Below are 14730 nucleotides of genomic sequence, written 5' to 3' on the forward strand. Positions count from 1 at the left end.
GAATGAGCTATCGCTTCGCCCGCGCCCAGTCGTTCATTCACCCATTCGCCCATTCACTCATTCACCCATTGCTAATATGAAACTCCTTATCACCGGCGGGGCCGGCTTCATCGGCTCGCACGTGGTGCGCCTGTTCGTGACCAAGTACCCCGACTACCAGATTCTGAACCTCGACGCCCTCACCTACGCCGGCAACCTGGAGAACCTGCGCGACATCGAAAAAGCGCCGAACTACCGGTTTATAAAGGGCGACATTGCCGACCAGGCGTTCGTGGACCAGCTTTTTGCCCACGAGGAGCCCGATGCTGTGATTCACCTCGCCGCCGAAAGCCACGTGGACCGCAGCATCACCGACCCAATGGCGTTTGTGAAAACCAACGTGATTGGCACCGTTAATCTGCTGAACGCGGCTAAGAACCTGTGGAAGCCCAAAGGCTTTGAGAATCACCTGTTCTACCACGTCAGCACGGATGAGGTATATGGCTCACTGGATTTCGGCCCCGAAATGTTTACCGAGGAAACGGCCTACGACCCGCGCTCGCCCTACTCGGCCTCCAAGGCCGCGTCGGACCACTTTGTGCGGGCCTGGCACCACACCTACGGCCTGCCCATTAAGCTCAGCAATTGCTCGAACAACTACGGCCCGAACCACTTCCCCGAAAAGTTGATTCCGCTGGCTATTCACCGCCTGCGCACTGGCCAGAAAGTACCCGTGTATGGCAAAGGTGAGAACGTGCGCGACTGGCTTTTCGTGAAGGACCACGCCACGGCCATCGACGCGGTTTTCCACCAGGGCAAGCTGGGCGATACCTATAACATCGGCGGCGTGAACGAGTGGCAGAACCTCAAGCTCATCGAGCTGCTCTGCGACGTGGTGGACGAAAAAACCGGCCAGCCCGCCGGCACCTCACGCCAGCTCATCACCTTCGTCACGGACCGCGCTGGCCACGATATGCGCTACGCCATCGACAGCAGCAAAATCATGCGCGAGTTGGGCTGGGAGCCCAGCGTCACCTTCGAGCAGGGCCTGAGCCAGACCGTGGACTGGTACCTTGCCAACCAGGAGTGGCTGGACAGCGTGACCAGCGGCGCGTACCAGGACTATAATACCAAGCAGTACGCGGGCCGGTAAAGTTACTTGTCCTTGCGAGCGCAGCCAGGCAAAAACAATGTGGCCAATAGCTGTCAGTCAACACCATAAATTTCCTTTGTAATGACCACAGAAGAAATAACGCTACTGCAACAGCAGCCGGCCTACATTATTAAGATGCGGGCTAAGCCCGGCGCTGGCGACCGGCTGCTTGAATTAGCCACAAGCGGTATGTATAAGTCAGGGGCTTCTAACCGATTCATTATACTGCGGGAAGACGAAGACCCGGACGTGCTGTGGAATATAGAAGTGTTTACCTCAGCGGCAGCGAAGGTGGGGTACGAGAATGGCCCCCTCGCAGATGAGCTTCGGGATGAAATCCTAAACCTGCTGGCGGAGCCGCCAATGCGTATTTCAGCGCATCCTTACGCAGCCGCTCCGTAAAACCCCGTGCTTTTTCTTTAAATACAGTTGCGTTATAAATCTCTTAACACGCATTCAAAAAGTGTACGACCAACCCTTCACCGACCAGCCGCTCACTAACCTTAACTTTCTTGTCACCGGCGGGGCGGGATTCATCGGCTCTAATCTCGTCGAATACCTGCTTAAGCAGGGGGTAGGGAAGGTGCGGGTGCTGGATAATTTCTCCAACGGCTTCCGCAAAAACCTGCGTTTGTTTGCTGATAATTCCGCGCTGGAAGTGATGGAAGGCGACATCCGCGACCGTGAGGCCTGCTCCCGCGCCTGCGAGGGCATCGACATTGTGCTGCATCAGGCGGCGCTGGGCTCGGTGCCGCGCTCCATCAACGACCCCGTGACGACCGACGAGGTGAACGTGGGCGGCTTCGTAAAAATGCTATTTGCGGCCAAGGAAGCGGGCGTGAAGCGCTTCGTGTACGCGGCCAGCAGCTCGACCTACGGCGACCACCCCGGCCTGCCCAAGGTAGAGGACCGCATTGGCAAGCCGCTCTCGCCCTACGCCGTGACGAAATACGCCAACGAGCTATACGCCGACGTGTTTGCCCGCACCTACGGCATGGAGATTATCGGCCTGCGCTACTTCAACATCTTCGGTCCGCGCCAGGACCCCGGCGGGGCCTACGCGGCCGTGATTCCGCTGTTTATCGACGCTATTCTGGAAGATAACGCGCCTATCCTCAACGGCGACGGCGGCCAGACCCGCGACTTCACTTTTGTGGCCAACTGCGTGCAGGCCAACATTCGGGCGGCCCTCACCACCAACCCCGAAGCGCTGGGCCAGGTCTATAATATCGCCGTTGGCGACCGCACCTCGCTGGTGCAGCTATACGACATCCTGCGCGAAGAAGCTCACTCGACCCTGGAACCCAAATTCGGCCCCGACCGCGCGGGCGACATCCGCGACTCGCTGGCCGACATCACCAAAGCCGAATCCCGGCTGGGCTACACGCCGCAAGTGCGCATCCGCGACGGCTTGCAGCAAACGCTGAGCTGGTTTAAAGATAATCAGGCGTTTATTAAAGAGAGAAATTAAAAAGAACGTCGTGCTGAACGCAGTGAAGCATCTCTACCGCGTAAGTAATTTTTAACGATTGAATTACTTACGCGGTAGAGATGCTTCGGCAGGCGGACGCCAGATAAGCATGACGTTCTTTCACCAACAATTAACTATCCTATGAAAGGTATTATTCTCGCCGGCGGCTCCGGCACCCGTTTGCACCCGCTCACGCTCGCTGTCTCGAAGCAGTTGATGCCCGTTTACGACAAGCCGATGATTTACTACCCCCTGTCGATTTTGATGATGGCGGGCATTCGGGAAATTCTCATCATCACTACCCCCCACGACCAGGAGCAATTCAAAAAGCTGCTCGGCGATGGCAAAAACCTGGGCTGCAACTTCCAGTACGTGGTGCAGGAATTGCCCAACGGCCTGGCCCAAGCCTTCGTGCTGGGTGCCGACTTCATCGGCCAGGATAAAGTAGCCTTGGTATTGGGCGACAACATCTTCCACGGCGAAGGCATGGAAGAGCTGCTTAAGGCCAATAACGACCCCGAGGGGGGGGTAGTGTACGCCTACCACGTCCACGACCCCGAGCGCTACGGCGTAGTCGAGTTCGACGAGAACAAGGTGGCCCTCAGCATTGAAGAAAAGCCCACGAGCCCCAAGAGCAACTACGCCGTGCCGGGGCTGTATTTCTATGATAATGACGTGGTTGAAATCGCTAAAAACCTGGAGCCCAGCCCGCGCGGCGAGTACGAAATCACGGACGTAAACCGCGAGTACCTGCGCCGCGGCAAGCTGAAAGTAGGCATCCTGGGCCGCGGCACGGCCTGGCTCGACACCGGCACCTTCGAGAGCCTGATGCAGGCCGGCGAATTCGTGCGGGTGCTGGAGCAGCGCCAGGGCCTCAAGGTCGGCTCCATTGAGGAAGCCGCTTTCCGCCAGGGCTTTATCGACGCCGACCAGCTTCGCACCATTGCCGCACCCCTGCGCAAGAGCGGCTACGGCGACTACTTGCTGAACCTGCCCGACCAACTGGTAATGGGGGGGTAGGGCCTGCTATTTTATAGTTAACACCATGAGGCCCAACAGTCCGCTCCTGCGTGCAGGAGCGGACTGTTGGGCCTCATGGCGTTGATTTCTGCCTCCTGCCTATTCCCCTTCGGTGGAGAGCGCCAGGTCTTTTTGGGCGTCCAGCTCGGCCAGGCGGGCAGTTAGCGCCGCGCGCATATCGGTGTAGGCATCGCGGCCCAGGGCCAGCCGGCGCGGGGCGGGGTTCTGGTCCACTGAGGCTATCATGGCCTGCACCACTTTAGCGGCATCGCCCTTGATGGGAAACGCCCCGGAGGCTATGGCCCGGCGCACGTCGCCGGCGGGCGTGGGCTCGTACTCGTCCATCACGGGCGCGCTGACCATGCCGCTGGCGAAGCTGGTTTTGGTGGCTCCCGGTTCCACGATAGTCACGCCGATGTGGAACGGCGCAACTTCCTGAGCGAGCGTATCGGCGAAGCCTTCGATGCCCCACTTGGTGGCGTGGTAGTAGCTGAAGTTGGGGTAGGTCGTCTGGCCGCCGGCCGAGGAAAGCTGCAAAATCCGGCCGCCGCCCTGCGCCCGCAGGTGGGGTAGCGCCGCCCGAATAACCCGGATGGAACCCAGCAGGTTGGTATCCAGCTGCTGGCGAATCTGCTCGTCGCTGGCTTCTTCGCTCGCGCAGTACAGCGCGTACCCCGCGTTGTTGACGATAACATCCACGCGGCCCAACTCAGCGAAGGCGCTGTCCACTACCCGTTGCACGGCCGCCGCATCGGTCACGTTGAGCCGGGCTACCCAGAGTCGCTCGCCGTACTGCGCCTGTAATTCAGCGAGTGCTTCGGGCTGGCGCAGGGTGGCCGCCACGCGGTCGCCGCGCCGCAAAAGTTGTTCTGTCAGCCCCCGGCCGAGGCCCGCTGAGGTGCCGGTAATAAACCACGTTTTCATGCGGAGTTGCTTTAAAAAAGTACTCCGCAAAGGTCCGAGCCCACGCAGCGGGCTCACTGACGATTTTCCAACCAATACTGACCCGAATCAAACCTGGCGCAGCTGCGAGGGCGTGTGCTGGGTGTGGCGGCGAAAAAACTGCGTGAAGTGCGTCGGCTCCTCGAAGCCTAGGCAGTAGCTGATGTCGGCGATGGGCCAGTCAGTGTGCAGCAGCAGGGCGCGCGCTTCCTGCACCAGGCGCTCGGCCAGCAGCTGGGTGGTCGAACTGCCGGTTTCCGCTTTCAGCGCGCGGCTCAGGTAGTTGACGTGCACCGCCAGCCGGTCGGCAAACGCCTGGGCCGTGCGCAGCTCCACCCGCTGAGCCGATGTAAAAATGGGAAACTGCCGGGACAGTAAGTCCTGAAAGGCGGTAGCCAGCCGGGCGCTGGCCGTAGTGCCGCGTACCGCGGCGGCGGGCATCAGCTTCTGCGCTTCATACACGCAGGTCATCAGGTAGTGAAAGAGCAGCTCGTATTTGTGGGGGTAGGGCGAATCCTGTTCGGCCAGCATTTTGGTGAAGAAAGGCTCAAAATCAACCTTTTGCGCTGCGGTCAGATAAAAGAACGCGGGCTCGTGCGGAGCAAAAACCGGCAGGTCGCCGGGGTGCAGGCGGGTGTGCGTAGGCAGAAAATCGGCGGTAAAGAGGCAGCAGTAACCGTAGGTCGTGGCGCCATTCAGCTCCCAGCTGTAGGGCTGGTGCGTGTCGGTAAAAACCAGGGCAAACTGCCCGGCCGCCAGGTGCCGCTGCTGGTCAGCGTAGTGATAAGTAGCCGGCCCGGTGGCTGCGGCCAAAGTTATTTTGTAAAAATCCTTGCGGCTGAAAACCGCCGACGGCACCGCATCAGCGCAGAAGTCCTCCAGCCGGTACACCGTGAAGTGCCCGCCACTATGCAGGCTGCCCGGTGGCCGCAGCCCTACTTTAGTCGGCGTATAAAAATCTGCCAGGGTCTGTGCGTGAATCATACCAGTCAAACAATCTTCGTCCACAAAATCCGTAAAATCCGCGCCAATCAGTGTCCCTATTGGTTCAGGATTAGCCGAAACGTCGTGCCCTTACCCACCTCGCTACTCTTCACGTAGAGGCGACCCTGGTGGTAGTTTTCGATGATGCGGCGGGCCAGCGCCAGACCCAGCCCCCAGCCACGCTTCTTGGTGGTGTAGCCGGGTAGGAACACGCTTTCGAGCTTGTTTTTGGGAATGCCCTTGCCCGTGTCGGTGATGTCGATGGCTACTTGCGGGGGCGATACGCGGCGCGTCCACCAGCGGCGGCGCGGCTTCACGCGGCGCAGCCGCAGCGTGATGGACCCGCGCCCGTCCATCGCGTCCACGGCGTTTTTACAGATATTTTCCACTACCCAGTCAAACAGCGGCACGTTGATGCAGGCCGGCGTGTCGAGCGGCAGCTCGGTTTCGATGCTGAACTTGACCTTGCGCGACACGCGGGCTTCGAGGTAGGCGATGGCGTTGCGGGTGGTGAGGTAGAAGTTCTCGGCCTTGAGCACCGGCACCGAGCCAATGTTGCTGAAGCGCTCCGTGATAATTTCCAGGCGCTTGATATCCTTGCCCAACTCCTCCACGATGGGCTCGTCGTGAAAGCGCTCACTCTCGCGCAGGTAGCTCTGCCAGCCCACCAGTGAGCTGAGGGGCGTGCCCAGCTGGTGCGCGGTTTCCTTGGCCAAGCCCACCCACACGCGGTTTTGCTCAGCCCGCCGCGAGTAGCTGAACGAGATATAAGCCATCACGGCCAGCGAGGCGATAACCCCAAGCTGCACCAAGGGGTAGGTGCGCAGCTGCCGCAGCAGCAGCGAATCCTGGTAAAAAACGTAGTTGCGACTGCCCCCGGCCAGCTCAATCACGATGGGCGGGTGGCGCCGCTGCATCTCCAGCAGCACGGCGTTCATCTTGCGAACCGAGTCGGCCTCCGGGAGGTTTGTGCCCAGCCCCAGGTTACGGGCGTCAATAATATTTTTTTCGCCATCCGTCAGAATAACCGGAATGGTAGTGTTGGCCTCAATAATCTGCTCCTGCAAAAATTGCAGATTTTTTGTGTCCTCCGTATTGATAAGATAGCGCAGCGTTTTGGCGTACAAATCAATCTGGTGCTGCTCGCGCTCGGAGAGGCGCTGCACGAGGATGTTGGTGTACACGACGGTAGCCCCGGCAATAAGCAGCGCAAACAGCAGCACCAGCAGCTTGATACGGGATTTTTGGTCGTAGAGGGGAGGAAGCATAGAGAACACAAAGGTCGGCCCCGGCGCCCGGAGAGTAATCACCCATCTTTAACGAGTAAAAGAGACACTTCATATACTAGCCGGGCCGGCCGAACCCAATTGAGGCTTCGCCTGTTTTTTAAGGACCATTATTTGTGAAGTAATTTTACTGGCCGACCCTGAGCCGGCCCGTGTTATGTCCCATCCTTTTAAGGCAGTTAGTTTATCCTATCGTAATGCCCCGCTTGCCATTCGCGAGCTGTTGGCCCTGGATGAAACCGCCTGCCGCCGTTTTTTGCAGCAGCTGCGCACCGAGCTGCACCTGAGCGATGTGCTGGTGCTGAGCACCTGCAACCGAACCGAAATTTACTACGCGCACGACGACGACTATTCGGCCGCCATTATTCGGGCGTTGGGCGAGCTCAAGGGCCGGGCCGATGCGCTGAACTTCGCGCCTTATTTCGACCTGTTTGCCGAAGCGGAGGCTGCCATGCGCCATCTGTTTGAAGTAGCGCTGGGCCTCGATGCGCAGGTAGTGGGCGACAGGCAGATTATCAACCAGGTAAAGCACGCCTACCAGTGGACGGCCGATGCCGACGCGGCTGGCCCGTTCCTGCACCGTTTGCTGCACACTATCTTCTTCGCCAATAAGCGCGTGCAGCAGGAAACCAGCTTCCGCGATGGGGCGGCGTCGATGAGCTACGCGGCCCTGGAGCTGGTAGAGGAGCTCACGGCCGACGTGGCCAGCCCGCGCGTGCTGGTAGTGGGCCTGGGCGAAATCGGGAGCGACGTGTGCCGCCATTTGGCCGATAGCAAGTCGTTTGCCAGCGTCACGCTCTGCAACCGCACCCGCGCCCGCGCCGAAGAGCTGGCCGCCGAGTTTGCCCCCGGCTGCCTGCGCATCGCCGACTTCGAGCAGCTGCGCTTGGCCTTGCGCGACGCTGACGTGGTTATCTCATCCATCAACCTCGAAATACCCTTCTTCACCCGCGACCTGGTGGCCAACCTGGACGTGCTGAGCTACAAGTTCTTCATCGACCTGGCTGTGCCGCGCTCCGTGGCCGCCGATGTGGAGCAGGTGCCCGGCGTGCTGGTCTATAATGTCGATGCTATCCAGAGCAAGGCCTCGGCCGCGCTGGAGCAGCGCTTGGCGGCCGTGCCTCTGGTGCAGGCCATCATCGTCGAGAGCCTGCACGACTTCAGCGACTGGAGCCGCGAGATGCTGGTGTCGCCGCTCATTCAGCGCATGAAGGCGGGCCTGGAGCAGCTGCGCCAGCAAGAGCTGGAGCGCTTCCAGAAAAAGGCTACCCCCTCCGAAGTGAAGCTGCTGGATGATGCCACCCGCGCCTTTATGCAGAAAGTGCTGAAGCAGCACGTGCTGAGTCTGAAAGCCGCTTGCCGCCGCGACGAGGCCGAGCAGCTACTGCCGCTGCTGACCGATATTTTTGACCTGGAGCACCAGTCCGTAACGGCTTAGCACCGCGGCCTACCCCCATTAAAAATGCCCCTCTACAGCCCGAAGGCACTAGGGGGGCATTTTTTAATGGGGCAGCGTTTTCTATTCCCTACCCCCACCTCCCAGGCTAAAGCCGGGGTAGTGTAAGTAAGGAAAAAAGATTATATGGCAAGCCAAGCAATTTTCATGAAGGCAACAGCCCTCGGCCACTAAAGCGGCCAGGGGCTGTCCCGGTTGGTTTTAGATGTGGGTGGAGTAATCCTCCAGGGTATCAATGATTTTCATGAGCTGCGGAACCGCGAGCGCGTAATAAATCTTGGTACCTACTTTGCTCGATTTCAGCACGCCACGGTCCTTCAGTGTGATGAGGTGCTGGGAGGCAATGGCCTGAGGAATATCAAGGGCCTGGTAGATTTCAGTCACCGACATCTGGTGCTCTTTGCCTTTGGTCTTGCCGAGCAAGTCAACAATGGCGAGGCGCTTGGGATGCGAAAGCACCTTAAGCATGGCGGCGGCACGTTCCAACTGGTCCGCGTCAACGCGGGAATGCAATGGTTTCATGATAACTCTTAGTTGAGAAATGGTAGAAGAAGAGATAGAAGAGTGAAGCCGCCTCTCTATTCCTAGAGAATTGGTGTCGCAAAGTAAACTATAGAATACCATTGTACACTATTTGAGGGACATAAAATAACGGCACCGTAAAATCGTTAAAACCCTTGTGGAAGTGCAATTTATTGCGCTACAGCGCTGTTTGGCACTTTTTTCATTTTTTTCAGAACCCTTTTGAGGCGAAAAATTTTTTGAAAAATATTCCACGGTAACTGCTTATGAATGAATAGTGAAAGCAAATCTCCTATTGAAGAGCTTCTAATTCACTCCGAATTCACTTCAGATTAGGCTGAACGGTAGAATTCATGACCTGTAGCACCACCAACAGGGGGAAGCGCTTTTCGTAAGTGTAGGCAAACTGGGTATTGTTGTCCTTTTTTGAAGCTGGTGGAGAAGCCGGCCCACAAACCCTGGCCCTGGCGCAAGCCTTGAGCAAGCTGGGTTCCCTACCCCCCCCTGCTGATTTGAAACCTGCCCTACTACTGGCTCCTTAGCGAATGGAATTCCCCCCTTTTCTGCATCGTCAGGTGCTTGGCAATGAGCTGTATGAGTACGTTATTGCCGCCATTATTCTGCTGCTGGGTGCCTTTTTGAACCGGGTGCTGTCGCGGTTGCTGAGTAAAGGAATATTCCGGCTGACCAAGCGCTACACGGCCGGCGTAACCGAAGACGAGCTGCACGACCTGCTGATTCAGCCGCTGGGCGCACTCCTTGCTATGGCTTCTTTTTACCTGGCTTTTAGCGTGTTGCGCTATCCGCTGCCGCCGCTGGCGGTAGTGGGGGTAGAACCCTGGCCCAAGGTGCTGCTGCTGGGCCTGTTTCACCTGGGCGTCATTGGTACCATCGTGTGGGTGATTTTGCGGCTCGTCGATTTTGCGCTGCTGGTGGTGCAGCGTCGGGCCGAGCTGATGGCCGCCAGCGGCGTGCGCCGGCTCGACAGCCAGTTTCTGCCCTTCGCCAAAGACTTGCTGAAAGTATTTATCGTTGTTATCGGGCTGCTGATAGCGCTGGGGCAGGTATTTGGGGTAAATGTGACGGCCCTGATTGGCGGCCTGGGCATTGGCGGCCTGGCGGTGGCGTTCGCGGCTAAGGAAAGCCTGGAAAACCTGCTGGCTTCGTTCACCATCTTCCTCGACCAGCCCTTTGGAGTGGGCGACCTCGTGACGGCGGGCAGCGTGAGCGGCACGGTGGAAAAAATTGGCTTTCGCAGCACGCGCCTGCGCACGGCCGAGAAAAGCTACCTCACGGTGCCTAATAAAAGCATGATTGACAAGCCGTTGGATAACCTGAGCCTGCGCACGGCCCGGCGCGTCGGCTTCACGCTGCTCTTTGACCACAAGACGACCAGTGACCAGCTCCAGGCCATTATTCAGGAGTCGGTGGCGGCGATAGCGGCGCACCCGCTGGTGACCAAAGACGTGCAGATGAAGTTTAGCAGCATCACGCCCAATGGCAAGGAAGTGACGGTGCAGTACTTCGTAGAAACCACGAGCTATGACGAATACCTCGACACCAAGGAGGAGCTTAATTATTGCCTGGTGCAGGCCACCGAGCACCAGGGCGGCCTTTTTGCCACCGCCAATATTTCGCCGGCGGTGCCCGCGGCGTAGCCTGGACCCGCAAGCCCAGACGGCGGCCGGCGGGTACTTTTGCCGCCCTTAGCTGTTACCTACCAATGTCTGAAACGCTTTTCCTGACGCCCGGCCTGAACCGGGCCGCCCACTACGCCGAGCTCTACCCCCAGCTCGCAGCCCTGACGAACGCTGAGCCCGACCAAACGGCCAACCTGGCCAACACCGCCGCCGCGCTACGGCAGGCGTTCGGTTTTTTTTGGGTCGGCTTTTATGTGGTGAAAGGCGATGAGCTAGTGCTCGGGCCGTTTCAGGGGCCGATTGCCTGCACCCGCATCCGGCGGGGGCGCGGGGTGTGCGGCACCAGCTGGGCCGAGGCCCGCACGGTGCTGGTGCCCGACGTGGAGGCCTTTCCGGGCCACATTGCCTGCAGCTCCGACTCAAAATCGGAACTAGTCGTGCCGGTGCTCAAAAATGGCGCGGTAGTGGCCGTGCTGGACGTGGATAGCGACCAGCTGGACGACTTCGACGCCGCCGACCAGGCTGGCTTGGAGCGCCTGATGCAGCTGGCCGCCGCGTGGTTTTAACGCCTTGCCGCGGTAGGAGGGGGGTAGGGAAGTAGTAAACTAAGCATAACCAAAAGATAATGGAAAGCACTGATTTAGTAATCCCTACCCCCCCTCAGGAGTCCCAAGCCGAGCCGCTGGTAGTGATGGGTGGCGGCCTGGTGGGCTCGCTGCTTACACTGTACCTGGCGCGGCGCGGGCACCCGGTGCAGGTGTTCGAGCGCCTGCCCGACCCGCGCCGGCAAGGCCTGGCGGGCGGGCGCTCCATCAACCTGGCGCTGTCGGACCGCGGGTGGCGCGGCCTGGCGGGGGTAGGGGTGGTGGAGGACATCCGGCAGGTGGGGATTCCGATGTACCGGCGCGTGATGCACGACGGGGCGGGCGCGCTCACTTTTCAGCCCTACGGCCAGGAAAACCAGGCCATTTACTCCATCAACCGCGGCAGCCTCAACTGCACCCTGCTCGACCTGGTGGAGCAGGAGCCGCGCGTGCAGGTCACCTTTGGCCAGAAGCTGACGCAGCTTGACCTGCCCGGCCGCCGCCTGCACCTGCAGGATGTAGCCAACCACCGCGAGTACGAGGTAGCCTACGAGCGCCTGTTTGGGGCCGATGGAGCTTTCTCGGCAGTGCGCGGGGCCTTGCAGCGCACCGACCGCACCGACTATTCGCAGCAGTACTTAGAATACGGCTACAAGGAATTGACCATCGCGGCGGGCGAGGGGGGTAGCTGGAAGCTGGAGAAAAACGCGCTGCACATCTGGCCGCGCGGTAATTTTCTGATGATTGCCCTGCCCAACCTCGACGGCTCATTCAACGCCACGCTGTTCTTTCCTTATGAGGGCGATAAGTCCTTCGCAGCGCTGCAAACGCCGGCCGAAGTGGCTGATTTCTTTCAGGTTACCTTTCCCGATGCGATGCCGCTGATGCCGCAGCTCACGGACGAGTTTTTTGACCACCCCACGGGCTCGCTCGTTACTATTCGCTGCTTTCCGTGGGCCTATCACGATACGGTGCTGCTGCTCGGCGACGCGGCGCACGCCATTCTGCCCTTCTATGGCCAGGGCATGAACGCGGGCTTTGAGGACTGCACCGTGCTCAACCAGCTCCTGGAGCAGCACGGCGAGGCTAACTGGGATAAAGTGATGGATGAGTTTGAGCACCAGCGCAAACCCAACACCGACGCGATGGCCGACCTGGCCCTCTACAACTTCGTGGAGATGCGCGACCGCGTGGCCGACCCGCGCTTTTTGTTGCAAAAGCGCCTCGAAAGCAAAATTGCCGCCCAATATCCCGGCCAGTGGGTGCCGCTGTACTCGCGCGTCACGTTCTCACCCGACACCTCGTATGCCGACGCCTGGGCCGCCGGCCAGCGCCAGGAAGCCATCATGGCGCGCCTCATGCCGCTTATTGAGACGGAGGCTGACTACGACAAGCCGGAGACGCAGGAACTGGTGCGGCAGGCCATGACGGCGTAAATAAAATGCCTGTCATTGCGAGCGTAACGAAGTGAAGCGCGGCAATCTTTCCTAATCGTCGGGGTAGTAGCCCTAACGCCAAGGAAAGATTGCCGCGCTTCACTTCGTTACGCTCGCAATGACAAACTGCGCCTGCGCCTACCCCCTGCTTACGGCGCAACCGTAATCGTGCGCGTCACCGAGTTGTACGGCCCCGGAATCATGGTGCCGCTGCTGTCAACCAGTTCCAGCTTGATGGTGGCCTGGCCGGCGGGGAGGCCTTCCATCATGTAGGGCAGCCACTGATCGAGCATGAACTCGGTGCCGTTGATAGTGGCGCGCACCTTGTTGCCATCGGGGGCCAGCGTGGTGTTTACGAGGTAAAAATCGAGCATAATCTTCTGCGCGTCCTTCCCAGAATACGTGTCCTTGGGGCGGCTGTAGAAGAGAGCCGGGGCTTTGGTATCAAAAGCCATCGGGGCGGTGCCGGCGGCGGGCGTGCCCACCGTGATGGTGCGCAGGTCATACGCCCCTTTGTGTTTCAGGCTCTCGTGATACGAGCGCGACAGGAACGACAGGATAACGTGCTGGCCATCGGCAATGGGCTCGGTAAACTTGGTGTCGTAGTGCGCCGTGTAGGGCTGGTCGTCCACGATGAGGTGAATGTGCTGGCCCTTCATCGAGTTAGCCATTTGCATGGCGTGGTCGCTGGCCGTCATGTTGGTCAGCTGGAAGTTGGTGAGGCTATAGGAAAACGCGACCGGGCTGGGCACCGTGGAGCCAGCCACGGGGCTGTTGAGCTGCAATTGAGCCGTCGGAAACTTGGGCGAGTCATCGAAGGGCGTGAGCGTGATGCCGCCCTTCGACTGCACTTGGCCGGCGGGGGTAGTCGAGTTGGTTTGAGCCCCTAGCGAGGAGGTGCGGTTGGCCGGGGCCTTGGTGCTTTCGGCTGGCTGCGAGGTGCTGCAGCTGGCCAGCAGAGCCAGGGCGCTGAATGCCAGCGGGCCAGTAAGCGAAACAATAGGGAGCTTCATGTGAAAGAGAATGAAAGGGCAAGGGTAAGTGCTGAGTACGAATGTAGGCGGCTTTTGGGTTTTGTACTAACTTCGCGGTAGGTAACTACTGGTTGCTGCTGGCTGGCCAGGCCGGCGCTGGGGCCTTGCGCCACCAGCCGCCGGCCCGACCCGCTACCAGTGGTTAACCCTCCATAATCAGCAAGTAACCAACCCCTACTTCGTATGGCTGATAACCTGCCTGACCACATTCCCTCGCTCGACCTGGCCGACTTCCGCTCGGGCGACCCCGCTCGCAAAGCCAAGTTTGTGCAGGAACTGGGCGAAGCCTACCAGAGCATTGGCTTCATCGCCCTCAAAAACCACGGCCTGAACGAGGTGCAAACCAAGGAACTGTATGCCGACGTGCAGCAGTTTTTCCAGCTGCCCGACGCGGCCAAGCAAACCTACGAGAACCCCGCCCTGGCCGGTCAGCGCGGCTACATCAGCAAGGGTAAGGAGCACGCCAAGGGCCGCAACACCGGCGACCTGAAGGAATTTTACCACGTGGGCCAGGAAGTGCGGGATGAAACTGACCCCGTGCGCCACGACTACCCCGCCAACATCTGGCCCGCCGAAGTGCCCCGCTTCGAGGCCAGCACCATGCGCGCCTACCGCACCCTGGAGGCCGCCGGCCAGGACGTGCTGCGCGCCATCGCGCTGTATTTGAAATTGCCCGAAAATTATTTCGATGACAAGGTGAAGAATGGCAACTCCATCCTGCGACCTATCCATTATTTTCCCATCGAAGACCCCGACGCGGTGCCCGCCGATGCCGTGCGCGCCGCCGAGCACGGCGATATCAACCTCATTACCCTGCTGATGGGGGCCAGCGCCGACGGCCTGCAAGTGAAGCGCCGCGACGGCGAGTGGATTGCCATCACGGCCCTCCCCGACCAGATTGTGGTGAACGTGGGCGACATGCTCCAGCGCCTCACCAACGGCGTGCTCCGCAGCACCATTCACCGCGTGGTGAACCCCGCCCGCGAAAAGATGAACACCTCGCGCTACAGCATTCCGTTCTTCATGCACCCGCGCTCTGAGATGAGCCTGGCCGCCCTACCCCACCTCGTGACGGCCGACAACCCCAAGAAGGAAGCCGACATCACGGCCGGCGAGTTTTTGAACGAGCGGCTGATTGAGCTGGGGCTGAAGAAGTAGCTTGCTGCTTTCCTGAGTAAGGACTACCCGGCTGCCCCGTGCGGCCGGGTGTTTTTTTGTCCTGG

Annotated in this window: 14 protein-coding genes; 9 read left to right on the plus strand and 5 right to left on the minus strand. The window is 59.6% G+C overall.

Going from position 1 to position 14730, the window contains the following annotated elements; all coding sequences use genetic code 11:
* Nucleotides 1-76 precede the first annotated feature (76 nt).
* The 4 genes from A0257_14775 to A0257_14790 all read left to right on the plus strand — a co-directional run bounded on the left by A0257_14775 (nt 77) and on the right by A0257_14790 (nt 3623).
* Nucleotides 77-1132: a dTDP-glucose 4,6-dehydratase gene (locus A0257_14775; protein AMR28224.1), complete on the plus strand. Its 1056-nt coding sequence runs from the start codon at nt 77-79 to the stop codon at nt 1130-1132.
* An 81-nt stretch (nt 1133-1213) separates the two neighbouring features.
* The gene (locus tag A0257_14780; protein ID AMR28225.1) at nt 1214-1534 is read left to right on the plus strand and encodes a hypothetical protein; all 321 of its coding nucleotides are present in this window, start codon (nt 1214-1216) and stop codon (nt 1532-1534) included.
* A 61-nt stretch (nt 1535-1595) separates the two neighbouring features.
* Nucleotides 1596-2603 carry a Vi polysaccharide biosynthesis protein VipB/TviC gene (locus A0257_14785; GenBank protein AMR28226.1) on the plus strand — a complete coding sequence of 336 codons (1008 nt, stop codon included), beginning with the start codon at nt 1596-1598 and terminating at the stop codon, nt 2601-2603.
* A gap of 141 nt (nt 2604-2744) precedes the next feature.
* A complete protein-coding gene (locus A0257_14790) occupies nt 2745-3623 on the plus strand; it encodes a glucose-1-phosphate thymidylyltransferase (protein ID AMR28227.1) in 879 nt (292 codons plus the stop codon).
* 99 nt (nt 3624-3722) lie between these two features.
* On the opposite strand, the gene A0257_14795 is transcribed toward A0257_14790, so the two are convergent.
* The 3 genes from A0257_14795 to A0257_14805 all read right to left on the minus strand — a co-directional run bounded on the left by A0257_14795 (nt 3723) and on the right by A0257_14805 (nt 6817).
* Nucleotides 3723-4547: a short-chain dehydrogenase/reductase gene (locus tag A0257_14795; protein ID AMR28228.1), complete on the minus strand. Its 825-nt coding sequence runs from the start codon at nt 4545-4547 to the stop codon at nt 3723-3725.
* An 87-nt stretch (nt 4548-4634) separates the two neighbouring features.
* On the minus strand, nt 4635-5549 hold the full coding sequence (locus A0257_14800) for a hypothetical protein (GenBank protein AMR28229.1): 915 nt from the start codon (nt 5547-5549) through the stop codon (nt 4635-4637).
* 56 nt (nt 5550-5605) lie between these two features.
* Nucleotides 5606-6817 (minus strand): histidine kinase, encoded by a 1212-nt coding sequence (locus A0257_14805; GenBank protein ID AMR28230.1) that lies wholly within the window; start codon nt 6815-6817, stop codon nt 5606-5608.
* A gap of 175 nt (nt 6818-6992) precedes the next feature.
* Here A0257_14805 and A0257_14810 point away from each other — a divergent pair, with 175 nt between their 5' ends.
* Entirely contained in the window at nt 6993-8273 is a 1281-nt protein-coding gene (locus tag A0257_14810; GenBank protein AMR28231.1) for a glutamyl-tRNA reductase, read from the plus strand.
* A gap of 219 nt (nt 8274-8492) precedes the next feature.
* Here A0257_14810 and A0257_14815 read toward each other — a convergent pair whose 3' ends face one another.
* Nucleotides 8493-8813: a transcriptional regulator gene (locus A0257_14815; protein AMR28232.1), complete on the minus strand. Its 321-nt coding sequence runs from the start codon at nt 8811-8813 to the stop codon at nt 8493-8495.
* Between the two features lie 545 nt (nt 8814-9358).
* Between A0257_14815 and A0257_14820 the strand changes: the two genes are divergently transcribed.
* The 3 genes from A0257_14820 (at nt 9359) to A0257_14830 (ending at nt 12473) form a co-directional block, all read left to right on the plus strand.
* The gene (locus A0257_14820) at nt 9359-10471 is read left to right on the plus strand and encodes a hypothetical protein (protein ID AMR28233.1); all 1113 of its coding nucleotides are present in this window, start codon (nt 9359-9361) and stop codon (nt 10469-10471) included.
* Nucleotides 10472-10536: 65 nt separating this feature from the next.
* Nucleotides 10537-11019, plus strand: a complete 483-nt coding sequence (locus A0257_14825) for a GAF domain-containing protein (GenBank protein AMR28234.1) — start codon at nt 10537-10539, stop codon at nt 11017-11019.
* 59 nt (nt 11020-11078) lie between these two features.
* On the plus strand, nt 11079-12473 hold the full coding sequence (locus A0257_14830) for a kynurenine 3-monooxygenase (GenBank protein AMR28235.1): 1395 nt from the start codon (nt 11079-11081) through the stop codon (nt 12471-12473).
* Nucleotides 12474-12622: 149 nt separating this feature from the next.
* Here A0257_14830 and A0257_14835 read toward each other — a convergent pair whose 3' ends face one another.
* On the minus strand, nt 12623-13486 hold the full coding sequence (locus A0257_14835; protein AMR28236.1) for a hypothetical protein: 864 nt from the start codon (nt 13484-13486) through the stop codon (nt 12623-12625).
* A 204-nt stretch (nt 13487-13690) separates the two neighbouring features.
* On the opposite strand from A0257_14835, the gene A0257_14840 reads away from it, so the two are divergent.
* Nucleotides 13691-14665, plus strand: coding sequence for a flavonol synthase (locus A0257_14840; protein ID AMR28237.1), 975 nt, complete (start codon nt 13691-13693; stop codon nt 14663-14665).
* The last annotated feature ends 65 nt before the right edge of the window (nt 14666-14730 follow it).

Origin of the sequence: Hymenobacter psoromatis, assembly GCA_001596155.1 — a bacterium.
Lineage (GTDB): Bacteria > Bacteroidota > Bacteroidia > Cytophagales > Hymenobacteraceae > Hymenobacter.